Raw genomic sequence first — 22,935 nt, 5'->3', positions numbered from 1 at the left:
GTCATCGAGTTACTCACTCTTCGACGATGATCGTGCCGGTCATGTTCGGATGTGGTGTGCACGTGTAGGTGAACGTTCCGGCTTTGTCGAAGGTCTGACTGTAGGTTCCGCTTCCTTGGAGATCGCTCTTGATCCCCAACTCGGCGAACACGACATCGTGCGGCATTCCCTGGTCCTCGAAAATCCACGTGACCGTCTGTCCTGTGTGCACAGTGACGGAGTTCGGTGAGTACGCAAGGTTCTTCACCGAGATCTCGACCGGCGCTTGCTCGGTGGAACCCTGTGATTCACCTCCGCACGACGTCAGCGTGAACACCGCTGCAACAGCGATCAATGTGGTCAACCCGGTGCGAACTGACATTCTGCTCTCCTCATCGAACGTAGTGGAGGTCGGCAGTCATCCCGGCCTCGAAGTGGTACGCGTTGTGACAGTGGAACATCCACCGCCCTGGATTGTCGGCGTCGAAGTCGATCGCCAATTGTGCACGCGGAAGTACGATCACGGTGTCTCGGCGAAGCCCGCCGTACGAGGGAACCGAGAAGGTGTGCCCGTGGGTGTGCATCGGATGCCACATATCGGTGTTGTTGTTCATGACGATTCGTATTCGCTCGCCCTGCTTCATGATCAACCGACCCACATCGGTGCCCGCCATTCCCCAGACGTATCGATCCCCGGCCTGGATGAGATCAACCGAATACTCACGATCCGGTACCCGCTGTTCCCACGCGCCCGACGGTCGAAGCGTCGGTTCCAGAACGAGTCGGCCGCCGGACCCTGACAGCACTGCAGGAGAAGTCAGGTCGACGCTCGCTACCGAATCCGGTGTCCGAAGCAGGCACGCGGCGCCACCTGGCTTTCCTTCCACCTTCGCGGCGATAGGCCACGAACCGGACTGCACCGTCACCAATACGTCGTATCGCTGCGCGGGTGCGATCAGAATCTCGTCTCCGGCTGTGTAGGCGATGTCCTGCCCGTCAGAACTGACAACGGTCAACTCGTGCCCGGCGACAGAGAAACGGTACGGAGTCTCCGCCCCGGCATTGATCACCCGCAATCGAAGCCGTGTTCCGGCCGCTGCACTGACGACAAAGGGATCTTCCACAGGCCGTCCGTTGATCAGGTGCAGTGGATACGTGATGTGCGTTGCCATTCCACCGAGCGCCTCGGAATTTCCGTGACCGCTGGCGAGAAGTTCTGCGGCAGAATCAATCTCTGCATCATCGACTTCCGGTGGAGCTCCGCCGTGCCCGTGGTGTCCTCCCTGTACGTCCGGTGACAATGCGCGAAGCACTGCATCCGGGGTTGTTCCCAGTCCGTCGAGCCAGTCGTCGATCACGATGACGACGTCCTCGTCGGCTCCGGTCCGGTCGTTCGGGTCCTCGACCACTAGTGCACCGAATAGCCCTCGATCGGCCTGCAATCCTGAATGGGAGTGGTACCAATATGTTCCGTGATCCGGGGCCACGAAGTCGTAGGTGAACTCGGCACCTGGTCGGATTCGTTCCTGGGTGACCGGTGGGACACCGTCCATGTCGTTGCGGATCGCAATGCCGTGCCAGTGCACCGAGGTCTCCGCCGGAAGGTCGTTCTGCAACCGAACGTTGAGCCGGTCTCCCTTGGAGATTCGAATCTCCGGACCCACCGCTTCTGCACCGTACGACCACGTGTCCACCCCTCTGGCGCCCAGACTCACCCGAGCCGGTGCAGCTGTCAGATTCCGTTGGACTGTGTGCCCGCTACGAATACTCGCCTGTTCGGCAGCACGAACTTCGTCGTCGAACGGTGAAATCTCAGAACTGGTTTCGTTCGCCGAGCCACGGCTGCACGCACTCAGTGCCACAGAACCCAAAGCCGCAGAGCCCAAAGCCGCAGAACCCACAGCCGCAGAGCCGAGAGTCACCGCTCCCCATCGCAGAGCCAGGCGCCGACTCAACGCACTCGAACTCATGCCGTCAGCGCCGTGAATTCCTGATAGCGCGTCGCGGCAACAGCTTCGGTTCTGGTGCCGGTCAGATTGCCGGCAGCCATGGCATCCATGTCCTCGATCATCCAGAAAGTGGCGAAGGGATGAGTGGCAAGCCACATGTCTCCGTTGACCTTGGCCACTCGGTTCTCCTGCACCGCTGAAAGACTCGAGAACCCGGGAACACCGGCAACCTTGCCGAACTCGTACACGCCCTCGTCGAACACGGCCACGATCCGAGCATCCTGCGCCGGGATCGCCTCGTCGGACAGGGGCGCATACGGCAGTCCTCCAGCGGCATTCGCTCGCTGGGATTCCGGACGCCCGAAGCCGCTCTCCGCCAACAGCAACGACGGCGGCGCCTGCTCGGTGGTAGTGGCAAGGATTCCAGAACTGCTCATCAACACCGACACGGTGTTCGCTTCACCACCGGACCGAGCAGAGACGTCAGCGATCTTGCCTTCCAAAGCGACAGTCAACTTGTCGGCAACCGACTGACGATCAAAAGCGCGTCCGAAGAAGGCAAGATTCTCACGCCACGGAGTTGTGACGGCCGGGACCGGCACTGTGGGGACGGTCGACGCAAGGGAGTCGTAGTAGCTCCGATCGCCCATCGACGTGAAGATGACCAGTCCAGGATCCTGGGCGAGGACCTGCTCGATCGGGGGTGCACCGAGCGGCGGCACCGTGACCACCTCGGTACCCGCTGACGCCAAGATGCCCTGGCCGATCTCCGATCCCCACGACGTGAAGACCACGTCAGGGGTGATGCCGACGGCAAGGAGACCGAGTGCGGCGTATTCGTCGAGGGAAACAATTCGCCCGAGGTCGCCTGGAACCGACGTCTCACCGAATTCGTGGGACACAACACGCGTTCCCTCGGCAGGTTCCGTCGTCGGTCCCGCCTCACTCGAGCTACAGGCGGCCGCAGTCAGGGCAACGACACTGACCAGCAGCGAAGCTCCCAGCCTCGATAGGTAACCGGGTCGCGTTTTCAACTTCATAATGTCCTTCAGCTTCGAAAAATCGGGGGTTCGATACAAATCGGAGCACTGCTCGGATTTGGCAAGTAAACCTCACCTAAGTTCATCCGTCAATCGGTTGCGTCGACTACGCGACCCGATCCGACGCCGCTAAGCTCGGTCGGACCATGACTGCGCCATCACCTGACAAGAAGTCCGCCGCGAAATCACAGCGCCGCCGGAGTTACAACACCGGGATCACTGCGGACGCCGTGCTGACCGTGGCGCTCGGGCTCAGTCGCGAGCACGGAGTCGAGGGCTGGTCGCTGCGGCAGCTGCTCAGCGAACTCGATACGTCGTTCTCCGTCGTCTATCGACTCGTCGGAGATCGGGACGCACTCTCGGCTGCGGTGGTCGACAGTGCGGTGTCGGCCGTGAACGTGCCATCCGCACAAGAAGATTGGCGTCAATGGCTGACGCATCTGCTCTTGCAGATGCGAGAGGCCTTGATCGAGTGTCCAGGCGCGGCACAGTGGCTGCTGATGAACGGAGTTGCCACCCAGCGCAGCCGGGAACTCATGGAGGCCGGATTGGCTTCACTGACCGCCGCCGGGTTCGGGGAAGAAGCCGCTCAGGCTTACACCGTCGCCTTCACTTCGACAACCACACTGATTGCCATGAACGACGCCAGGCGCATTCCCAGCGGACAGCCTTCACCCGATCACAGCGCGATGCTGGAACGCATGAGCAACGACGGACCCTCAGATCCCCGTTCATCGATGGAGACACTGATCGGGAAATTTGCCGGTCCACCGGATGCTGCGGAAGCAACACGGGCAGAACACTATCGCTACACACTCGACCGTGTCCTCGACGGTCTAGAGGCGCGGCTGGACGCAATCAAAGAGTCACAGAAATGACCGCGGGGTCGCTGTCGCACTTGTGCGACAGCGACCCCGCGGATGATCTGGATTCTCGGTATGCCTAGCGGAACAGGTTCGCGACGAACGGAATCGTGTCAGCCTGTGATTCGACCAAAGCGCCGCTGTGATCGGTGTTGTAGGTCTTGAACGTGACCGGTTCACCGTTGGCGACCAACGCTGCAACCAGCGAAAGTGCAGACGGTGCAGGGACATCCACGTCAAGCAGGCCCTGGCCGATAAAGATAGGGCGGTCGTATCCACTGGTCGGTACACCCATGTAATCGTTCAGCAGACCCTGGAAGTTCGGGATCTGACTGAGCGGGCGGGAGAAGATGTCACCGAGGACCAGATCCTTGGATGCCTCGTCCAGGTCTGCGGCGCAGAGCTTTTCGGCCGAGTCGACCTTTTCCCTCCCCAAGTCGTTCAGGTAGGAATTCAAGTCGATCTCGGGGTGCGCTTCCCGCAAGCCCGCGAGGATGTAGAGCGCGTACGACGTCAACCCGCCGCCGAGGGCGATGGGAGGGAAGCCCGGACCGGCAGGCAGGAGGGTCAACTCGATGTTGGCCGGCACTCCGGTACCCACGCCACCGCGGTAGTCGAGCGAATCCCCTCCGTACTCGGTTGCGTAGCGGGCCGTCGTGATGGCCGCACCGCCGCCCTGCGACTGTCCGACCACTGCCCAACGATTCGAGATGGAGGAGTCGATGACCCGGGCCGCCTTGACCGAGTCGACTACGCTGTGCGCCTCCACCTTTCCGTCGAGGTACGGCATCAGCCCTGGTGTTCCCAGACCGACGTAGTCGGTGGCGACGACGGCGTAGCCCTCCGAGAGCCAGCGCCCCAGGTACGGGTAGTCACGTTCGGGCAGGCCGGGACCGACCAGCGAAGGGGCACAGGAATCGTCGAGTCCGGTGGTGCCGTGCGCCCAGGCGATGACGGGCCAACCACCTTCCGGTGCCGGGCCGGCCGGGACGTAGTACGCGCCACTGCTCAGCGCGGGCCCGCCGTTGGATCCGATGGTCCAGTACGTGAATCGCTTGGCGTCGGCGGTACCCGGAATCCACAGATCCTTCGGTAGCGGCTCACTCGACACCACAGTGCCGGTGGCTTGCGACGCGCTCGGCGCCTGCGCGGACGCGATGGGCGCAGCAACGGCGGAGCCGATCGTTGCAGCACAGAGGGCTGCGATGGATATGCGGGCAAACGACTTCGACTGGAATTTCACGTCTGACGACTCCGGTTCGTGCGGTGGGCGACCTCGTTGGACGTTATCGTAGATTTTGTTTAACCGATCGGTCAAGCAAAATCTTGCAGCTTTGCGACACGTACATGTCGAGATCCCGGCCCCGACTCCGACCCAGTATCGAACCGGCACGAAGAAACAGTAGGAGGATGTGTCCATGGCACACGTACAGCGTTTCGACCACATCGGCATCACCGTCGCGGACCTCGAATCAGCGACGGCATTCTTCGTCGGTCTGGGTCTCGAGGTGGAGGGCACCGGATCCGTGGAGGGTGAGTTCGTGGAAACCGTCTGCGGTATCCCTGGAGCCAAGTGCGAAATCGCCATGCTGCGCCCGCCGGGCGAAGGATCACGGCTCGAGCTCTCGTCCTTCGTCACGCCCGAGCACGTACCCGGATCGCCTGCTCCGATGGCCAACGAGATCGGGATACGCAACGTGTCTTTCGAGGTGGGCGATCTCCAGGCTGCGGTCGACGCGGTGGCTGCGGACGGTTACGGACTCATCGGCGGGATCGGCGAGTACGAGAACAGCGTGCGCATGGCCTACGTCCGGGGGCCTGAAGGGATCATCGTGTCCCTGTTCGAGCAGATCGCCTGAAGCGTCACGGCATTCGGAGCGTCAGATCGCCTTCCAGGAGCTGGCCAGAGCGCCCATCGCAGCCGCGAATTCGGCGAACGCCGCGTCGATTCTGACGCGGTCACCGGTGGTCACCAGATCGAGCGTCAACCCGCGAATCTGCGCCAACACGATCGTCGCGTAGCGATCAGCGCGATCGGGTGGACATCCGTGCGCGAGCGCAGCTTCCGCCAAACCACCCAACCAGTCCCCCACCACATGGTCGAGAAACTCGCGATACCGCTCCGGATGCAACAACGCCTGTCCGTAGATCTCGAACATCAAGCGAAAGTTCGGCAACGATTCCGCTGATGTGCGCCCATTCCAGTAACTCGTCAACATCTCGACGATGTCGGTCCCGGAAGAGATGTCGAGAGAAGAACTGTCTCGCAGGGTGGCAACTACTTCAGTGAGCAGTTGTTCCTTCGAACCGAAATGATGGATGAGTGTCGCATGACTGATCCCCAGATCCTTGGCCAATGGCCGCATGGACAGTTCACCGACGCCGTTCGCCGTGACGTACGCGGTTACCTGCTCGAGCAATTCGGCACGGCGATGCTGGTAACGCAGTTTCCGGCCGTCGACCGGCGTGCTGTCCTCCACCTGCAGGAGCCTACGCAGTACCGGAAACACAGCAGTACCGGAAACACAGCAGTACCGGTTACACGGTGACGTGGTGGCGATCCGATCGACTGATCGTCACAGCGGCGACGACAACACCGATCACCACGCCGATGAGAGTGTCCGCGACGCGAGCCACTGCCGCTTCGGTCCCGATCGGAGCACTGAACCCGATGAGGAGCAGTGCCATCGGGGTGACGGCCAGTGATGTCAGTGCATAGTTCTTGATCACGAGCAGCTCAGCAGCAGTCTGCAGAATCACGACCACGGCAACCGCTTGCCAGTAGCCGAGCGTCAATGCGATGAGAGCAGCAGCGACGACGGCGCCACCGACATTTCCCACCAACCGCTGAATCCCACGCTGGACGGTCTGCTTGTAGTTCAGCCCCTGCATCGCGGCGATGGCACCCATCGACGCCCAGAGCGGATGCTCCAACCCGGCTCCCGCCGCGAGCCAACCGGCCAGAGCCGACGCTGCCACGATGCGGAGAGCATTCATCCGCACCGGGCGCGAATACAGCCGATTCAATCCTTCGAGAAAATAGCCTTCGGGCGCGGCCAGGTTCTTTGCCGGTGCGAGATCGTGTTCGATCATGCTGGAACGCTTGAGCTTCCGAAGCTCCTTCTCGTGCCGAGCAATGCTGCGAATCAGGGTGGCGTCGCCGTGCAACTGCCACTCCTGAACTGCCGCTTCTGCTTCGTCGAGCACCGCCACCAGTTCGCGTCCGTGATCGACGGTCGACTTGATCCGGCCACTCGACGCAATAACCAAGCGGGCGTTGGCAATCGATCCGAGCGCCGGTTCCACTCCGCCTGCGCCGGACTGTTCGAGACGCCCCACCGCAGAAACTGCACGGGCAACTGCCAGGCGGGCAGGTCCCATCGGCAGTACGAGCGCTGGGAGCATCGCGGCCGCCCAACCGACCAGAACTCCGAGCGCACCGGCAGTGACCAACCGCGCCAAATCATCAACGCTGGAGGCATATCCGGCTGCACCGGTCGCCGCGAAGACGAGGATGACGGGCCCTGGTCCGGTGATCCGGAAGCCCGACATGAAGCAGTACGACGCACCCGCAAGCAAAGAGAGGATGCCGATCTGCAACCACATCGGAACGCCCGCGACACCCATGGCGCCGCCGAAGGCAATCGAAACCACCAGTGCAGCACCCACCATTGCCAGCTTGCCGGCCAACCGTGGGTACGGCTCGTACCTGCCGAACGCGGCACACAGCGCACCCAAGGCCGCGAAGCCGGCCAATTCCCGCTGCCCGAGCAGTCCGCCGACCACGAGGACTACGGCGGTGGCGAGTCCGACTCTGATCGCCGGGGCGATGGTCGCGTCCGCGGATCCGATACGAAAAGCCGCTCGCCACGTCGCCCCGGAGACGGTATGTGCAATGGCCTCACTCGAATGAGTGAGACGGCTGGGCGTCCTGGCTGCGGTTTCGGTTCGGGTCACCCACCCAGCATACATTTATTTCACTAGTAAATTACTTGTGAAGTAATGTGAAATCTGTCGCTAAGATGGGGCCATGGGCGCGGCGAACAGATCCGAAGACGACTTCATCGACAAAGTCCGTCGCGAATGGAAGCGCGCCTACCCGGAGTTCGACACCGCCCCCGTCGAAGTGATGGGCCGGATCGCCCGCATCAACGCGCAGTCTCTTCACCAGCTCGACCGCGCACTGGCGTCCAGCGGGGTCTCTCGCGCCGAATTCGACGTGATGAGTGCACTCGCTCGCAGTGACCGTCCCCTGCGGGCGAGCGAAGTCACCGCCGTCACGATGGTCAGCGGCGCCGCCACCACAAAACACGCAGACCGCCTGGCCAAGCTGGGCTTTGTCGAGCGTCAGCGCTTCGAACACGACGGACGAGTGGTTCTGCTTCAACTCACCGATGCCGGTCGCGCATTGGTCGAGGCAGAGTTTCCCCGACGCGTCGAGCGAGACCGTCAAGTACTCACCGGACTCGACGAGGACGAACGTGCCCAACTGACGGCACTGCTCAAACGCATCTCACTCAACATCGACTCGGGGATCTGGGACTGACCTACTTCGGCAGCGGCACGTTCTGCAAACGCACCTGACCGCGCGCCACCTCTTTGCCCGATTCCGGATCGGTGATGACCACCGACCACAACTGCTGAACCCGGCCCTGCTGTATCGGCACAGCCACGACGTCCACGCGCCCACCCGTACGCGCCCGCAGGAAATCCGTTCCGTTGTGCACTCCGACGGCAAATTCGCCACGGTCCGCCACTGCAGTGCTGGCCCCGATGCTCGCGGCGGACTCGACGGCGGTCGTGTAGACACCGCCGTGGACTACGCCCCACGGCGTGTGATGCTCCTCGGACAGATCGATGTGCCCGACAACCTTCGTGCCGGACACCTCGTCCAGTTGCAATCCGGCAGCGCTGACAAATCCGCTTGCTGCCTCGAGATTCAATTCCGTCATGACGACCCCTCATCTGCTCCGTTGGATTTCTCGACCTACCTTCCGCCCTCGAATACATGCCGTCAAGTGCTAAGTTGGAATTCCCAACTAACATTTCCAACTAACAGGGGCCCAGAGATGACGGCGACAAAAGGACGCAACTGCTCCATCGCCAACGCCTTGGAGGTCGTCGGCGAGAAGTGGTCACTGTTGGTGCTCAGAGAAATCGCCCTCGGGCAACGACGGTTCGACGAGATCGCCGCGGGCACGGGTGCGAGCCGCGACATCCTCGCCGCGCGTCTACGCACCCTTGTCGACGCCGACGTCCTCACGAAGCGACGCTACGAAGACCATCCACCGCGCTACGAATACGTCGCCACCGAATCAGGGAAGGCGCTCTATCCCATTCTGATGGCGCTCATGGAATGGGGGGACGCCTTTGCGACGACGGGTCCACCGCCAACCGTCGTCGAACACCGTTGCGGTGAGATCCTGCACGCCCAAGTTGTGTGCGCGCACTGCAAAGAGCCGCTGGCCGCCAAAGACGCGCATGTAGTCGAACTCTCGCCGCCTACTCGATAGCGTCAGCGTCCGGGCGGAAACCCGCCTGTTGCGATCGGACCCCAGGAGTCGACGGTGACGCGGATCAGGCTCTTACCCTGCTTGCGCATGGCTTCGCGGTACTCGTCCCAGTCCGGATGATCACCGGCGATGGATCGGTAGTAGTCGACCAACGGTTCCACCGAGTCCGGGAGGTCGATCAACTCCGCGGTTCCGTTCACCTGGACGTACGGGCCATTCCACTCGTCGGAGTGGATACACAGAGACACCGCCGGGGTGCGGCGGACATTCGCGGCCTTGGCCCGTTCCGGGTACGTGGAGATGACGATCCGACCCTCGTCGTCGACCCCGCACGTCACCGGAGAGATCTGCAGCTCGCCGGATCTCTTCACCGTGACGAACGTGGCCCGATGGCGCGGCCTGATGAACTCGAGGAGTTCGGCAAACGACACACGATCTGCGCTGGCGATCTTGGACATGACCTCAGCCTAATTCGATTTACGAACTGACGCTCAGGGCATCTCGATGGTCTGAGCACGTGCGATTTCGTCGATTGCACGAATAATGTACGCGCTCTGAGCTTTCTTCACTCCGGTCGACAAACTCCCGATGACCAGAACCGCCGAACGCAGGTACGCGCCGTGCCCGATGCGGAACGAATCGTCTTCCAGATCCGAAATCCCGAGCGCCCCGGTGTAGACCGCAGCGAGCGCCTGCACGTCCAGATCCGGCAGCCACACGATCGTGGACTTGGCGCAGGCGGTGAGCGCATCCTGCACGTCCTCGCTGGACAAGCCGTCCGGATGCGTGTCCTCGAGCAATGCGCGCACGATCGCCGCGTGAACCGAGCTGACCTGCTCGAACGAGAGCCCGCGCAGTTCCTCGACAGCCACGAGTAGTCCGTCACGATTTGCCGCTCGCACCGCGGCGAGTGCGTCGGCCGTGGCATCGGCGATGTCACGGGCGACCTTCGGCCAATGCGTCGGCCAGCTCTGTTCTGGCGTCCGCTGTTCTGGCGTCATCGTGGTATCTCCTCGGTCCTCGTGTTCATGCGGAAGCCTTCCACATCCCACCGACAGGCCAGGCGATCCGTCAGCGCAGCCGCTCCAACAAGGACATTGCGTTGTGCGGCGCAAAGCCTTTCATGTCGTTGTCGAAGTAGACGTACACGTCGAGGCCCTCGTCCATCCAATCCCGAAAGCGCTTGGACCACTTGTCCAGAGCTTCGTCGGTGTAACCACTCGCATACAGTTCCTTGTCCCCGTGCATCCGCACATAGACAAAATCGGCAGTAGGAGTGGTGATGCGGGGATACCTGCCGGCTGTGTCTGCGACGACAAAACCGATGGAGTGCTCGCGCATCAGGTCCACGGCTTCGTCGGTCTCGAAGCTGGCGTGCCGCGCTTCCACCGCGTAGCGAATCGGCACGTCCCTCTCGGTCTGGGCGAACACTCGGTCTTCGGTGAGTTTGTCGTCGTGCTGTGCTGCCAGATCGGCTGCAGCCTGCGTGGTACGGGGAAGACCGTCGAAGAAGTCGGCCAATCGCTGCGATTCGAACTGCAGCGTCGGAGGTAGTTGCCACAGAATCGGCCCGAGCTTGGGGCCGAGGGCGAGCGTTCCGGCGGCAAAGAAGTTGGCGAGTCCGTCACGGGCGTCGAGCAGCCGTTTCATGTGTGTGATGTACCGGCCGCCCTTGATCGCGAACACAAAATCTTCGGGAGTTTCGCTGCGCCATTTGGTGTAGCTTTCCGGCTTCTGCAGCGCGTAGAACGAGCCGTTGATCTCAATCGACGTCAATCTCTCTGCGGCATAAGACAATTCTTTGCGGTGAGCAAGACCTTTCGGATAGAAATCTCCGCGCCACGCGGGATACGTCCACCCGGAGATACCTACCCGAATATCTGCCATCGATTCAGACTAAGCGGCACTCGAGCGTTTTGGCACTCCGTGTTTCAAACTCCGGCGCTGAGCGCGACGGATACCGGTACGACGGTCAGGCACACCACCGCACCGATGAACAACGCGATCACGAGGCGACGGTCCCACTTTCCGCGTGCACCACTGGCAGCGAGCATGAAGATCACAAAACCTACACACACGGACACGATAGTCACGATCACCGGAGTTCCAACCATGCCGTGATTGTCCCCTACCCATTGCCACCGAGCGCCCTACGGGTACACGATCGAAGTACCCATCCCGAGCTAGGAGTGGAAATGCCGAAATACCTCTGGCAAGTGACGTACTCACCCTCCGGCGCCGCCGGTCTGCAGCAGGAGGGAGGCACTGCGCGGCGCGACGCGATAACGCGAATGGTCGAAAGCATCGGTGGCACTGTCGAATCCTGCCACTTCGCACTGGGCGGTCACGACATGTTCGTGATCGGCAACCTGCCGGACGACGTCGCGGCAGTCGCATTGAGCATTCGCACGGCTGCGGCAGGTGCAGCACGCTCGGAGTCGATCACACTGCTCACGCCGGAGCAGATCGACGAGGCAGTCAAGCGACCGACCGACTACCGCGCGCCGGGCAAATGACGACGGAAGGAATAGATCCCGGCAGCAGCCGAGTTGCACCCGCTGTGACGGAGACTACGAAAACACCTGACCTGGGCACCTACGGAATCTGGCGAGGAGCGGCTGGTTTGCCGCCCGAGCTGGGAACTGCGATCGAGAAACTCGGTTTCGGCACCATCTGGATCGGCGGCTCCCCACGCGCCGATCTAGGGATCGCCGAGAAAATTCTCGACGCGACCGAGCACATCACCGTGGCAACCGGAATCGTCAACATCTGGTCCTCACCTGCGGCCGAGGTGGCGGAGTCCTATCACCGACTCGAAGCCGCGCACCCGGGGCGATTCCTGCTCGGCGTAGGCGTCGGACATCCGGAAGCGACCGGCGACTACACCAAGCCGTACGCCTCACTCGTGTCGTACCTCGACGAACTCGACGCGGCCCAGGTCCCGGAATCGCGGCGCGTCCTCGCCGCACTGGGGCCGAAGGTGTTGAAACTGTCCGCCGCTCGCGCCGCCGGCGCGCATCCGTACCTGACCACCCCCGAACACACGGCCGAAGCTCGCGAAATCCTCGGCCCTTCGAAGATCCTGGCCCCCGAGCACAAGGTTGTCCTGGAAACCGATCCGGAGAAGGCCAGAGCAATCGGTCGCCCCGCCGTCGCCAACCCGTATCTGTATCTGCGCAACTACACGAGCAATCTCGAGCGCCTCGGTTTTGCGCCCGAAGAGTTGGCCAACGAGGGGAACGATCGCGTCATCGACGCCCTGGTTGCACGCGGTACCGCGAAGTCCATCGCGGATCGACTTCGCGAGCATGTCGCGGCGGGTGCCGATCACGTTGCGATCCAAGCACTTCCCGCCGAAGGTGATCCGATCGCGACCTACGAAGCACTGGCCGCCGAACTCTTCGACTGACCGGGCAACCCTTGACTTGGATAAGTAGTGTCCGAGTATACTTGGACACTACTTATCCGAGTAAAGGAGAAAAACATGAAGATCGTCATTTTCGGAAGCGGACTCATCGGAAGCCAGGTCGCCGCCAAGCTCGCTGACGCCGGGTACGACGTGAAGGCGCTCGGTCGCGGCGACGGGATCGACATCACCACCGGCGCAGGTATCGCCGAGGCAGTCGAGGGTGCCGACGTCGTCGTGGATCTGACCAATTCCCCTTCGTGGTCGGACGACGACGTCTTGGCCTTCTTCCGCGACGGAACCGGCCACATCCTCGCCGCGGAGGAGAAGGCAGGCGTCGGGCACCACGTCATCCTGTCCATCGTGGGTGCCGATCGACTGCCCGATTCCGGGTACATGCGAGCCAAGGTCGCCCAGGAAGACCTGGTCAAAGCGGGCCCGACCCCCTACACGATCGTCCGATCGACCCAATTCTTCGAGTTCGTCGCCGGAATCGCCGACGCGGGAACCACCGACGGCGCCGTCCACGCAACGCCGGGACATCTGCAACCCATCGCGTCTCGAGACGTCGTGTCCCACGTCGCCGAGGTAGTGACCGGCGCGCCGCAAAACGGCACGGTCGAGATTGCCGGACCCGAACCGCTGGGCATCGACGAACTGGTCCGGCGCTTGTTCCTCGTCACCGGCGACAAGCGTTCGGTTATCTCCGATCCCGAAGCCGGCTACTTCGGCGCGAAACTCGACAACTCGGCACTGACCCCGACACCCGGTGCAGATGCATGGATCGCGCCGACAACATACGACGCGTGGCTTGCCGAGAAGGCCTGACGTCGACAACTCGAGCGACGTCCGGCCCGCACCGCTTTCCGCGGCGTCGATAGAGTCCAATCATGAAGCTTTCCGGAGGCGTGGAGTGGTCACTCCACTGCTGCGTGGTTCTGAGCCAGTCCGAAGGGCCGGTACCCACAGCCAGACTCGCCGAACTTCACGGGGTGTCGAAGACATACCTGGCGAAGCATCTGCGAGCGCTCGCGCACGCCGGTCTGGTCAATCCGACCGAGGGCCGAGACGGCGGGTACGTTCTCACCCGGGCTCCCGAGAAGATCACCGTTCTCGACGTCGTACAGGCCGTTGACGGCACCGAACCTGCGTTCCGGTGCACGGAGATTCGACAGCAAGGAATCCTCGCCGCCCCACCGGAACAGTGCCGTTCCGCCTGCGGAATCGCCAAGGTCATGGCCGACGCCGAAAAAGCCTGGCGCGCATCACTGTCGGGGGTCACTATTGCAGATCTTGCTGCAACCCTGGACCTTCCGGCACTCAGAAAGATCCTGACCACACCGATCACACCCTAGAGCAGCCCACACCCCACGAGACGGCAATCCATCGTTCAACTATCGGGTACCTTGTTCGGGGATCAAATCTTGACGAAGAATCTTCCGGGAATTTTCGCAAGATCTCGGAGGGGGTTTCATGGGAGTCAGTGGCGCTGCGGGGTTGGGGCAGAACATTCGTCAAACAACGGGACTGTTGAGTCGCTGGTGGTCTCTTGCGTACGACGGCGAATGGTTCCCGAGGTTCCTGGCTGCTCGATCGATGTTGGGGACAGCCAGGGTGGTCGTCACCTTTTGGTGTGCTGTGTTCGTGGCACTCGCCGTACTGGCTCAATTCGTGAAGGGTGGCGCAACCGAGCTCCCTGAACGGCTCGCGGCGGGCGCAGCATGCATGATCGCGCTCTACTGCATGATTCGCTGGTCACTCGGACGGTCTTGGCCGAGTCACCATCAATCCGTTCGTTTCGTTTCGCTCACCAATATCTGCTTGTCCTTGATACTTCTCGCCGGAATCCAATCGAGCTTCCTGGCATTGACCGGCACCGTCCTGTTCGTGGTCGTCGCGAACTATTCGTCGGTATTCCACAGCCCTCGAATAGTCACAGCACAGATCACCGGCGCGCTGTTCGTCGTTGCGCTACTGACAATTCGTGCTGTAACCGATCCGGATACCGACTCTTCGCTGTCGGTGTCCACTGGATTCGTCATCGGGTGTGTTATCGCTTCAGCTTCGATGACCGTGCATTTCCTCGTCCTGTATTTGACCGACGACGCACGACACTCTTGGCGTGATCCACTCACCGCTGCACTGAATCGACGTGGGCTGCACAATGTCTGGCAACAGTTGTTCGGTGTCGGCGAACTCCAAGGACACGTAGTCCTTGCGGTGGTGATCGATGTCGATTCGTTCAAGAGCGTCAACGACAAACTGGGTCACGCGGAAGGCGATCGGATGCTGGTGACAGTCGGCCGGCGCCTGAACTCGGTGGTCGGAGAGGTCGGGCTGGTTGCGCGGACTGGCGGCGACGAGTTCGTGATTCTCATGCCCGTGGAGCCACGTCGCATCGAACAAACCGTGGTGGACATTCACAATTCGATATCGCGGCCCGCCGGCAGGCAGTCGATTTCCGTGAGCGTCGGAGCCAGCGTGTGGCTGTCCTCGACAATCCCGGACGCTTCGGGAACCATCGATCGGATTCTTGCCGATGCCGACAACGCGATGTATCGGGCGAAACGACGAGGTGGAGACCAGGTAGCTTGGGCAGTAACGCATCTGAGCTGAATCGGCACGATTACCTGCCGATCGAATTCAGAGCGCCGCTTCGCTGTCGTTCGCCGGATCCAGCTGATCCTGGGTTGCCGCCCAACTCGCCAAGAGTTTGAGTGCGTCAGCCGTGGGCGTCTCCGGCGCCGCGGTGTAGACCAGCAGTGTCAGCCCGGGATTGGACGGCAGTTCCATCGCCTCGAAGTTCAGCTCCAGGTCGCCGACGACGGGGTGACGAACCTTCTTGAATCCCGTCCGATGAAAGCGCACATTGTGTTTCGCCCATCGGGTGCGGAATACCTCACTGCGAGTGGCAAGTTCGCCGATGAGCTCGGTCAACGCCTTGTCATGAGGATTGCGCCCCGCTTCCGAGCGGAGCATCGCGGCGATGTCGTCTGCCGCGCGCTCCCAATCCACGAAGAAGTCCTGCGATGCCGGGTCCAGGTACACGAAGCGGGCGTTGTTCGCCGGCCTACGTGGATCGGCCAACACCGGCGAATACAACGCGCGCGCCATACGATTGGCCGCCAGCATGTCGTGCCTGGCATTACGTACCCACGCCGGTGCGTCGGTGATGGCGTCGAGTATCTGCTGAATCGCCGGGCTCACGCCTTTGGGGGCGGGCCGCTTTCTACTCGGTGCGCCTGCACTGGCGGCCTTCGCGAGGTCGTACAAGTGGGCAGTTTCGGCTTCGTCGAGTTGCAGTGCTCGGGAAAGGCTTTCGAGCACCGAGTCCGACGCTCCCGCCAGATTTCCGCGTTCCATGCGCACGTAGTAGTCGATGCTCACACCGGCGAGCAGAGCGACTTCCTCACGGCGCAACCCCTTGACGCGACGGTTTCCGCCGTAGGCCGGCAGCCCTGCCTGCTCGGGTGTGATGCGAGCACGACGGGAGCTGAGGAATTCGCGGATCTCGGCTCGGTTGTCCATGCAGTTCACGTTACTCGAGCGGAGAAGACCGAGGGAGGTACTGCCGTTACCTGGAACAACAGACACTCCCGCGCCCGCGAGGCGCGGCGTTGACTGATTGCAGTCGACCGGTCCACGCCGAAACGTCGACTTCCAAGCACGCGACACCAGAAGCAAGAGGGGACACCATGCGAGCAACCATCATGTACGGCGCCGGAGACGTTCGAGTCGAGACCGTGCCCGATCCGGCACTGCAGCAGCCGACGGACGCGATCGTGCGGGTCGTCAGGGCGTGCGTTTGCGGCTCTGACCTGCACCCTTACCACAACATGCCGGCCACGCCCGGTGGTTCCCCGATGGGCCACGAATTTGTCGGAGTGGTGGAAGAGACCGGTCGCGAGGTGTCCACGTTGAAGAAGGGCGACTTCGTCATCGCGCCCTTCGCCTGGTCCGACGGGACGTGCGACTTCTGCCGCGAAGGCTTGCAGACGTCCTGCCGCCACGGCGGATTCTGGGCCGGAAACGGGATCGGAGGCGGGCAAGCGGAGGCCATCCGAGTGCCGTTGGCAGACGGCACCCTGGTCAAGGCGCCGGTCGGTGAGGACTCCGAACTCCTACCGTCACTGCTCACGCTCTCCGACGTCTTCGGCACCGGCTATCACGCGGCGGTCAAGGGTGGCGTCAACCAACGCACGACGGTCACGGTCATCGGCGATGGAGCCGTGGGGCTGATGGCAGTGCTCTCCGCCAAACGCCTCGGCGCCGAGCGCATCATCCTCATGGGGCGCCACAAGACCCGCACGGATCTCGGTCTCGAGTTCGGAGCCACCGATGTAGTTGCCGAACGTGGGGACGAGGGCATCGAGAAAGTCCGCGAACTGACCGGAGGCGACGGCACTCATGTCGTCCTCGAAGCGGTAGGTCACATGCCTGCCTACGAGCAGTCACTCGGAGTTGTCCGACCGGGCGGCGTCATCAGCCGAGTCGGAGTACCCCAATACGAAGAAGCTCCAATCGGATTCGGGACGCTCTTCGGACCCAACATCACGCTCACCGGTGGACCGGCTCCGGTGCGCGCGTACATCGAAGAGCTGATGCCGGATGTGCTCGACGGAAAGATCGAGCCGGGCAAGGTCTTCGACCACACCGTCGGGCTCGACGACGTAGCGGAAGGCTATCGAGCCATGGACTCCCGTGAATCGTTGAAGGTCCTCGTCCGCCCGTAATCCACCACTTGCGAACGTCCACCACTTGCGAAGAAGAAGCGCGTGACCCACACTGCCAACCGTCCCGTTGCCGGTCGCATCAATTCCACCGCGATCCTGGCGATCATTCTGATCAGCTATTTCATGATCCTGCTAGACAATTCGATCATCCTCACCGGGCTACCCAGCATCCAAAGCAGCATGGGTTACTCGGCAACCGGACTGTCCTGGGTCCAGGACGCCTACACCCTGGTGTTCGGCGGCCTTCTCCTGCTGGGCGCTCGTCTCGGGGATATCTTCGGCCGTCGTCGCGTATTCGTCTCCGGTCTCGCAATTTTCGCGATTGCGTCGTTTCTCGTCGGGGTCGCGCCGAACGGTTGGTGGCTCATCGCGGCGCGCGCTCTCCAAGGCGTCGGAGCCGCAGTGGTGGCCCCGGCGTCGCTGTCACTGCTGACTGCCAGTTTCCCGCCCGGCCCGGAGCGAACGCGCGCTGTTGCCTGGTACGGCGCTGCGGCGGGAATAGGCGCCAGCCTCGGCCTCGTGATCGGCGGCGCCCTTGCCGACTGGGTGTCATGGCGCGCAGGCTTTTTCATCAATGTTCCGATCGGAATCGCGATGATCGCGCTCGCTCCCCGGTTCATTCCGGAAACCGAACCCAACTCCGGACGTTTCGATGTGGCGGGCGCTGTTCTCGCCACACTCGGCATGACCGCACTCGTCTTCGGCACCGTCAACTCGGCCGAGGCGGGGTGGACCTCACCGATCACTGTTGCGACACTGGCGGCCGGGGCGATACTACTGACCTTGCTCTTCCTCAACGAAGCGAGAGCGGAGCAGCCGATCATGCCACTGCGGTTGTTCCGCAGCCGGGAGCGATCCGGGGCGTACGCCGCCCGAATACTCTATCTGGGTGCCATGATCGGATTTTTCTACTTCACCACTCAGCTACTCCAAGGCGTCATGGGCTTCAGCGCGTTCCAAGCTGGCATCGCCTTCTTCCCGATGACGATCGTCAATTTTGCTGTGGCGATGCTGATTCCGCGACTGACACCACGATTCGGAAATTCCGCAATTCTGTCGGTTGGCATTGCCGTCACCCTCGCCGGGATGGCGTGGCTCAGTCTGGTCCATCCCGGTAGCACGTATCTCACTGCGATAGCACTTCCGATGATATTGATCGGCGCCGGGCAGGGGTTGGCTTTCGCTCCGCTGACTTCTGCCGGTATCTCCGGGGTAGAGGCCGAGGATGCCGGTGCCGCATCAGGATTGGTCAACACTGCACACCAACTGGGCAGTGCTCTCGGACTCGGCATCCTCGTCGCAGTTTCCGCGGGCGCCGGAGCCTCTGCCGACGACGCTACAACGGCACTCACCGATCACGTATCAACGGCTCTCACCGCAGGCACCGCCCTGCTGGCCGCTTGTCTCGTCATCGTCCTCGCACTGATCGTCCCGGCTACGAGAACGCGAAGTACCACAAAGCAATTCGAACAGGAGAAAGGAAGCCGAGATGTCGCACTCGTGGACCGAGGCTGAACTGACCAAGATCGGTGGTGCCGAGGAATTGCAGATCTCCTCTAACCGCCGCGACGGCACCGCAAGGCCGTACGTCACGATTTGGGTCGTCCGTGCCGACAACCAACTGTACGTGCGCTCGGCATACGGAACCGACAACCCGTGGTTCGTCCGAGCAACGGCAAGTGGAAGGGGCCGAATCCGCGCAGGAGGAATTGAGCGGGACGTGGCGTTCGAGTCCGCCGCACCGGATGCGCACTCGGCGATCGACTCCGCCTACCACACCAAGTACGACCGCTACGGCCCGCAGATCGTCGGCTCCGTCACCGGCCGCGCCGCCGCACCCAACACCATTCGACTTGTTCCGCTGACGCAGAACTGAACCGCCCCTTTCGATTCCGAGGAGACCTCATGGAAATCTTGAAGCCCCAGCCCACCAGCAAAGCACCCAGCGACTGGTTCACCGGCGACGTCTGGTGGGACGTCATCTACGCCGGCCAGGAGCCGTCGAGGATGCGCGCCAACATGGTTCGCTTTGCACCTTGTGCGCGAACCGACTGGCATTCCCATGTCCTCGGGCAGACCCTCCACATCGTCTCCGGGACCGCGCTGGTTCAAGCTCGCGGCGGCGAGATCGTCGAAGTTCACCCGGGCGAGACCATCTATACCCCGGCAGGAGAGGAACACTGGCACGGCGCGGCACCCGACCGTTTCATGACCCACCTTGCGCTGTGGGAAGGACCCGGCGACGGAAGCACCGAAACGACATGGGGCGACAAAGTCACCGATGAGGAATACAACGGTCCCCGCGCCAACCATCGCTGAAACCGGACACCACTCAGATACGTCGCATCACGGAAACAACCTTGCCCAAGATGGCCGCGCGATCGCCGTCGATGACGCTGTATGCGGGATTACGAGGCTCGAGGTACACGTGACCGTCGCGACGTCGGAGCACCTTCACGGTGGCCTCGCCGTCGATCATCGCGGCGACGATCTCGCCGGAGTGTGCCTCGTCCTGGCGCCGCACCACGACGACGTCGCCGTCGCAGATTGCTGCGTCGACCATCGACTCACCGCGCACCCGAAGTCCGAACACCGTGCCGGAGCCCACGAGCTCGCGAGGAAGCGCCAGCACCTCGTCGGCGTGCTCCTCCGCGAGGATCGGCGCGCCGGCCGCAATGTCACCGACGACCGGAACCGTCACGGTGTTCGACGACGACTGTTCCTTCGCTCCCACGAGGAACGGCCGCACGTCCAACTGCCGAGCCATGGCCGCTCCCCTACGGAGGAAGCCCTTTTCTTCGAGGCTCTTGAGGTGCTTGGATACCGTCGACGTCGAGCGCAGACCAACCGCGTCTCCGATCTGCCGTGTGCTCGGCGTGCACCCGTTGGCAGCCACGAGATCCCGGATGGTCATCAGAATCTGCTGCTGGCGGAGCGGCAGGGAGGAGGCGTCGAGGCCACCGAACATGTCGAGATCGTCGTAATCGGTCACGACGAGAATCGTAGTGAGGGGTCCCGACATCCAGGCCAGGCAGCCGCAGCCTGCCAGAAACGGCACAGGCAGTTTGTTTCCCGAGCGGCGCATGGCACGCTGAGCTCATGGAGCCTCTCGAACCGATGCGCTCGGTGAGCGTTCCCGCCGACACTTATGCGTCGACGCCGATCTGGAAGTCGGCGCCGGTCACATTGGCAACGGTGGGCGTGTTTGCCTACGCATTGATGTCCACGAGAACCGGCGTCGTCGAAGTTGCACTTGGTGCGGTGATCGCGATCGCCGGCGCCGCCCTCTACTGCATGTCAGTGATGCGCACGATCAGAGAAAACTCGGGCAGCCGCGTACCTCTGCTCGGAACCCCACCCGTCTCGCCCCGTGACGTCGACCTGCTCGCCGCGGCCGGGATGCCCTTGATCATGGGCGGATCGTTGCTGGTCATTCGAGCAGCGGGCTGGACCTGGCCCTATCTCTACCTCGGACTGCTTGCCGTGATCATGGTTGCTGTCTATGTTCTTCCCGTGGTTGTGCACAACCGACGAACGCGGAAGCGAACTCACCGATCACAAACCCCGTGACGCTTGGGGACGTCGACGCAACATCACCAGCCCATTCACCGACGTCTGGGTGGTGCGACCGGTTCACCCCCCCGGTGGAGTCGACTATGCGCTGGCGACCTTGCTATCAGGCACGACAGGAATGTCTACCTTGCTGAACTGCAGCACACCGTCTTCGATCTCGGCGTCGTGCATCAGCTTGCGGTCGCGGTAGTAATTGTTGACCACTTTCCACGCGCCGCGGGCACCCTGACGCGGCATTTCTCCGTCGCCGCGCTGGATGTAGCCCGAGGTCAGGGCTCCGCCCATGAGAGATTCTTCGGCGAAGTCCTCGGGTTCGGCGTGAACCTCGAAAGTCGTGTAGCTGCGATCGCGCATGATCTTGAGCACGCGACACAGATAGGACGCGGCCAGGTCAGCCTTGAGCGTCCACGACGCGTTGGTGTAGCCGAGGATCATCAGGAAGTTCGGGATGTCGGAGTAGAGCACGCTCTTGTAGGCCACAGTCTCGTTGAGCTTGACCGGCTCGCCGTCGATGCTCATGGTCGCGCCGCCCAGAATCTGTACGTTCAAGCCGGTCGCCGTGACGATGACGTCGGCCTCGATTTCGCGGCCCGACTCGGTCACGATGCCCTTCTCGGTGAACGTGGCGATACGGTCGGTGACGATGTCGGCCTTGCCGCTCTTGAGCACCTTGAACAGGTCCCCGTTGGGAACCACGCACAGGCGCTGATCCCACGGGTTGTAACTGGGAGTGAAGTGACGCAGGTCCACATTCTTGCCGAGCTGCAGGCTGATCTGGGCGAGGAACAGCTTCTTGGCCAGCTTCGGGTTGGTGCGAGAAAGCTGAAAGCTGGCGCGTTGTAGTGCGATATTGCGGGCTCGACCAATCTTGTAAGCAATCTGGTCGGGAACACGTGCGAGCTTGAGACCCTTGGCAACAGGGTCCTCGGACGGAAGCGCCTGGATCCACGTGGGCGAGCGCTGCAGCATGGTGACGTGACCAGCGGTGGGGGCCATCGACGGGATCAGCGTGATCGCGGTGGCGCCGGAACCGATGACCACTACCTTCTTTCCGGTGTAATCGAGATCCTCCGGCCAGTGCTGCGGGTGCACGATCTGACCGCGGAAGTCGTCCTCACCGGGGAAGGCGGGGCGGTAACCCTTGTCGTAGTTGTAGTAACCACAGGCGCCGACGAGGACGTTCGCGGTCCACGTCTCGGTCTCCCCCGTCGCCTCGACCAGGACGGTCACGGTCCACTGCGCGGCGGTACGGTCGAAGTCCATAGACACGACCTTGCGGCCGAAGTTGATGTAGTCGGTGACGCCGTATTCCTTGGCGGTTTCCTCGACGTAGTCACGGATACTGGCGCCGTCTGCGAGCACTTTGGTGCCGATCCAAGGACGGAAACCGAATCCGAAGGTGAGCATGTCGGAGTCCGAACGGATGCCCGGGTACTTGAACAGGTCCCAGGTGCCACCGATGTTCTCGCGACGCTCGAGGATCGCGTAAGTGCTTCCGGTCTTCTCACGAATGAGGTGGCAAGCCGCGCCGATTCCGGACAAGCCAGCGCCGATGATCAGTACGTCGACATGCTGTGTCATGGAGGAAACTCGTTTCGTAGGTCGTCGCGAAGCTACATCTGGTGTCGGCAGTGGCCGAGAACGATCGGCCGGTTCAGGCCGGGTTCCCTAAGGTCAGCGCCAATGTACAGGGTATGTGCAACTGACGGTAACAGTCAATATCTCGACCCGACTGGGTACAGAACATTGAGAGTGCGACGCACCGGCTCGCGGAAACTCGATCGAGACGACTGAATGCCGCCAGCCACTGGAGAGTCGTTCACGTCGTCGACGGAACGTCCAATGGCTCGTCTACGCGGGATACTCATCGCCCAAATAT

At 62.2% G+C, this 22,935-nt stretch carries 28 protein-coding genes; 14 read left to right on the top strand and 14 right to left on the bottom strand.

Translation table 11 applies throughout. The features are described from left to right. Positions 1 to 13: 13 nt before the first annotated feature. The 3 genes from EEB12_RS18705 to EEB12_RS18695 are packed head-to-tail and all read right to left on the bottom strand — an operon-like array spanning position 14 to position 2,830. Entirely contained in the window at positions 14 to 361 is a 348-nt protein-coding gene (locus tag EEB12_RS18705) for a plastocyanin/azurin family copper-binding protein (RefSeq protein WP_021331818.1), read from the bottom strand. A gap of 10 nt (positions 362 to 371) precedes the next feature. Continuing rightward, entirely contained in the window at positions 372 to 1,949 is a 1,578-nt protein-coding gene (locus tag EEB12_RS18700) for a multicopper oxidase family protein (RefSeq protein ID WP_141488292.1), read from the bottom strand. After that, positions 1,946 to 2,830 carry an ABC transporter substrate-binding protein gene (locus tag EEB12_RS18695; RefSeq protein ID WP_258537254.1) on the bottom strand — a complete coding sequence of 295 codons (885 nt, stop codon included), beginning with the start codon at positions 2,828 to 2,830 and terminating at the stop codon, positions 1,946 to 1,948. The genes EEB12_RS18700 and EEB12_RS18695 overlap by 4 nt, the downstream gene beginning before the upstream one ends. 284 nt (positions 2,831 to 3,114) lie before the next feature. On the opposite strand from EEB12_RS18695, the gene EEB12_RS18690 reads away from it, so the two are divergent. Further along, on the top strand, positions 3,115 to 3,846 hold the full coding sequence (locus EEB12_RS18690) for a TetR/AcrR family transcriptional regulator (RefSeq protein WP_141488290.1): 732 nt from the start codon (positions 3,115 to 3,117) through the stop codon (positions 3,844 to 3,846). A 64-nt stretch (positions 3,847 to 3,910) separates the two neighbouring features. On the opposite strand, the gene EEB12_RS18685 is transcribed toward EEB12_RS18690, so the two are convergent. Further along, on the bottom strand, positions 3,911 to 5,074 hold the full coding sequence (locus tag EEB12_RS18685; protein ID WP_007729711.1) for an alpha/beta hydrolase family protein: 1,164 nt from the start codon (positions 5,072 to 5,074) through the stop codon (positions 3,911 to 3,913). A gap of 175 nt (positions 5,075 to 5,249) precedes the next feature. On the opposite strand from EEB12_RS18685, the gene EEB12_RS18680 reads away from it, so the two are divergent. Further along, positions 5,250 to 5,690, top strand: a complete 441-nt coding sequence (locus tag EEB12_RS18680; protein WP_003940268.1) for a VOC family protein — start codon at positions 5,250 to 5,252, stop codon at positions 5,688 to 5,690. A 21-nt stretch (positions 5,691 to 5,711) separates the two neighbouring features. Here the strand turns inward: EEB12_RS18680 and EEB12_RS18675 are convergent, their stop codons facing one another. Next, the gene (locus tag EEB12_RS18675; RefSeq protein WP_030536496.1) at positions 5,712 to 6,311 is read right to left on the bottom strand and encodes a TetR/AcrR family transcriptional regulator; all 600 of its coding nucleotides are present in this window, start codon (positions 6,309 to 6,311) and stop codon (positions 5,712 to 5,714) included. Positions 6,312 to 6,369: 58 nt separating this feature from the next. After that, entirely contained in the window at positions 6,370 to 7,803 is a 1,434-nt protein-coding gene (locus EEB12_RS18670; protein ID WP_054781336.1) for an FUSC family protein, read from the bottom strand. 58 nt (positions 7,804 to 7,861) lie between these two features. Here EEB12_RS18670 and EEB12_RS18665 point away from each other — a divergent pair, with 58 nt between their 5' ends. Then, positions 7,862 to 8,377, top strand: a complete 516-nt coding sequence (locus EEB12_RS18665; RefSeq protein WP_003940222.1) for a MarR family winged helix-turn-helix transcriptional regulator — start codon at positions 7,862 to 7,864, stop codon at positions 8,375 to 8,377. A gap of 1 nt (position 8,378) precedes the next feature. Here the strand turns inward: EEB12_RS18665 and EEB12_RS18660 are convergent, their stop codons facing one another. Further along, entirely contained in the window at positions 8,379 to 8,783 is a 405-nt protein-coding gene (locus EEB12_RS18660; protein ID WP_003940256.1) for a PaaI family thioesterase, read from the bottom strand. Positions 8,784 to 8,900: 117 nt separating this feature from the next. Here EEB12_RS18660 and EEB12_RS18655 point away from each other — a divergent pair, with 117 nt between their 5' ends. Then, on the top strand, positions 8,901 to 9,344 hold the full coding sequence (locus tag EEB12_RS18655) for a winged helix-turn-helix transcriptional regulator (RefSeq protein ID WP_075834550.1): 444 nt from the start codon (positions 8,901 to 8,903) through the stop codon (positions 9,342 to 9,344). Positions 9,345 to 9,346: 2 nt separating this feature from the next. Here the strand turns inward: EEB12_RS18655 and EEB12_RS18650 are convergent, their stop codons facing one another. The 4 genes from EEB12_RS18650 to EEB12_RS18635 all read right to left on the bottom strand — a co-directional run bounded on the left by EEB12_RS18650 (position 9,347) and on the right by EEB12_RS18635 (position 11,458). Further along, positions 9,347 to 9,802 (bottom strand): PPOX class F420-dependent oxidoreductase, encoded by a 456-nt coding sequence (locus EEB12_RS18650; protein ID WP_050656047.1) that lies wholly within the window; start codon positions 9,800 to 9,802, stop codon positions 9,347 to 9,349. Positions 9,803 to 9,835: 33 nt separating this feature from the next. Continuing rightward, complete coding sequence (locus EEB12_RS18645) at positions 9,836 to 10,345, bottom strand: hypothetical protein (RefSeq protein WP_141488289.1); 510 nt, start codon at positions 10,343 to 10,345, stop codon at positions 9,836 to 9,838. A 70-nt stretch (positions 10,346 to 10,415) separates the two neighbouring features. Then, positions 10,416 to 11,231 carry a DUF72 domain-containing protein gene (locus EEB12_RS18640; RefSeq protein ID WP_030536491.1) on the bottom strand — a complete coding sequence of 272 codons (816 nt, stop codon included), beginning with the start codon at positions 11,229 to 11,231 and terminating at the stop codon, positions 10,416 to 10,418. Between the two features lie 44 nt (positions 11,232 to 11,275). Then, positions 11,276 to 11,458, bottom strand: a complete 183-nt coding sequence (locus EEB12_RS18635) for a hypothetical protein (protein ID WP_003940600.1) — start codon at positions 11,456 to 11,458, stop codon at positions 11,276 to 11,278. A gap of 81 nt (positions 11,459 to 11,539) precedes the next feature. Between EEB12_RS18635 and EEB12_RS18630 the strand changes: the two genes are divergently transcribed. The 5 genes from EEB12_RS18630 (at position 11,540) to EEB12_RS18610 (ending at position 15,366) form a co-directional block, all read left to right on the top strand. After that, positions 11,540 to 11,860, top strand: coding sequence for a GYD domain-containing protein (locus EEB12_RS18630; RefSeq protein WP_141488288.1), 321 nt, complete (start codon positions 11,540 to 11,542; stop codon positions 11,858 to 11,860). 44 nt (positions 11,861 to 11,904) lie between these two features. Further along, on the top strand, positions 11,905 to 12,753 hold the full coding sequence (locus EEB12_RS18625) for an LLM class F420-dependent oxidoreductase (protein ID WP_181447543.1): 849 nt from the start codon (positions 11,905 to 11,907) through the stop codon (positions 12,751 to 12,753). Positions 12,754 to 12,828: 75 nt separating this feature from the next. Then, positions 12,829 to 13,578, top strand: a complete 750-nt coding sequence (locus tag EEB12_RS18620) for an SDR family oxidoreductase (protein ID WP_141488286.1) — start codon at positions 12,829 to 12,831, stop codon at positions 13,576 to 13,578. A 62-nt stretch (positions 13,579 to 13,640) separates the two neighbouring features. Further along, on the top strand, positions 13,641 to 14,105 hold the full coding sequence (locus tag EEB12_RS18615; RefSeq protein WP_039973110.1) for an RrF2 family transcriptional regulator: 465 nt from the start codon (positions 13,641 to 13,643) through the stop codon (positions 14,103 to 14,105). A 118-nt stretch (positions 14,106 to 14,223) separates the two neighbouring features. Beyond that, on the top strand, positions 14,224 to 15,366 hold the full coding sequence (locus tag EEB12_RS18610; RefSeq protein ID WP_050656051.1) for a sensor domain-containing diguanylate cyclase: 1,143 nt from the start codon (positions 14,224 to 14,226) through the stop codon (positions 15,364 to 15,366). A gap of 27 nt (positions 15,367 to 15,393) precedes the next feature. Here the strand turns inward: EEB12_RS18610 and EEB12_RS18605 are convergent, their stop codons facing one another. After that, positions 15,394 to 16,278, bottom strand: coding sequence for a helix-turn-helix transcriptional regulator (locus tag EEB12_RS18605; protein WP_141488285.1), 885 nt, complete (start codon positions 16,276 to 16,278; stop codon positions 15,394 to 15,396). A 167-nt stretch (positions 16,279 to 16,445) separates the two neighbouring features. Here EEB12_RS18605 and EEB12_RS18600 point away from each other — a divergent pair, with 167 nt between their 5' ends. The 4 genes from EEB12_RS18600 to EEB12_RS18585 are packed head-to-tail and all read left to right on the top strand — an operon-like array spanning position 16,446 to position 19,802. Next, the gene (locus EEB12_RS18600) at positions 16,446 to 17,483 is read left to right on the top strand and encodes a zinc-dependent alcohol dehydrogenase family protein (protein ID WP_030536486.1); all 1,038 of its coding nucleotides are present in this window, start codon (positions 16,446 to 16,448) and stop codon (positions 17,481 to 17,483) included. Between the two features lie 42 nt (positions 17,484 to 17,525). After that, on the top strand, positions 17,526 to 18,998 hold the full coding sequence (locus EEB12_RS18595) for an MFS transporter (protein ID WP_141488284.1): 1,473 nt from the start codon (positions 17,526 to 17,528) through the stop codon (positions 18,996 to 18,998). Further along, a complete protein-coding gene (locus EEB12_RS18590; protein ID WP_069145489.1) occupies positions 18,973 to 19,359 on the top strand; it encodes a DUF2255 family protein in 387 nt (128 codons plus the stop codon). The genes EEB12_RS18595 and EEB12_RS18590 overlap by 26 nt, the downstream gene beginning before the upstream one ends. 29 nt (positions 19,360 to 19,388) lie before the next feature. Then, complete coding sequence (locus EEB12_RS18585; RefSeq protein ID WP_019745603.1) at positions 19,389 to 19,802, top strand: cupin domain-containing protein; 414 nt, start codon at positions 19,389 to 19,391, stop codon at positions 19,800 to 19,802. A gap of 13 nt (positions 19,803 to 19,815) precedes the next feature. Here the strand turns inward: EEB12_RS18585 and lexA are convergent, their stop codons facing one another. Continuing rightward, positions 19,816 to 20,505, bottom strand: a complete 690-nt coding sequence (gene lexA / locus EEB12_RS18580; RefSeq protein ID WP_020909365.1) for a transcriptional repressor LexA — start codon at positions 20,503 to 20,505, stop codon at positions 19,816 to 19,818. 77 nt (positions 20,506 to 20,582) lie between these two features. On the opposite strand from lexA, the gene EEB12_RS18575 reads away from it, so the two are divergent. Then, positions 20,583 to 21,053 (top strand): hypothetical protein, encoded by a 471-nt coding sequence (locus tag EEB12_RS18575; RefSeq protein WP_046379411.1) that lies wholly within the window; start codon positions 20,583 to 20,585, stop codon positions 21,051 to 21,053. 84 nt (positions 21,054 to 21,137) lie between these two features. Here EEB12_RS18575 and EEB12_RS18570 read toward each other — a convergent pair whose 3' ends face one another. Beyond that, the gene (locus EEB12_RS18570; protein ID WP_141488283.1) at positions 21,138 to 22,637 is read right to left on the bottom strand and encodes a flavin-containing monooxygenase; all 1,500 of its coding nucleotides are present in this window, start codon (positions 22,635 to 22,637) and stop codon (positions 21,138 to 21,140) included. Positions 22,638 to 22,935 lie beyond the last annotated feature (298 nt).

Origin of the sequence: Rhodococcus sp. WS1, from assembly GCF_003797745.1 — a bacterium.
In the GTDB taxonomy this organism is placed as follows: Bacteria; Actinomycetota; Actinomycetes; order Mycobacteriales; family Mycobacteriaceae; genus Rhodococcus_F; species Rhodococcus_F erythropolis.
Note: the sequence above shows the minus strand (reverse complement) of the source record. Positions and strands in the feature narration are given on the sequence as shown.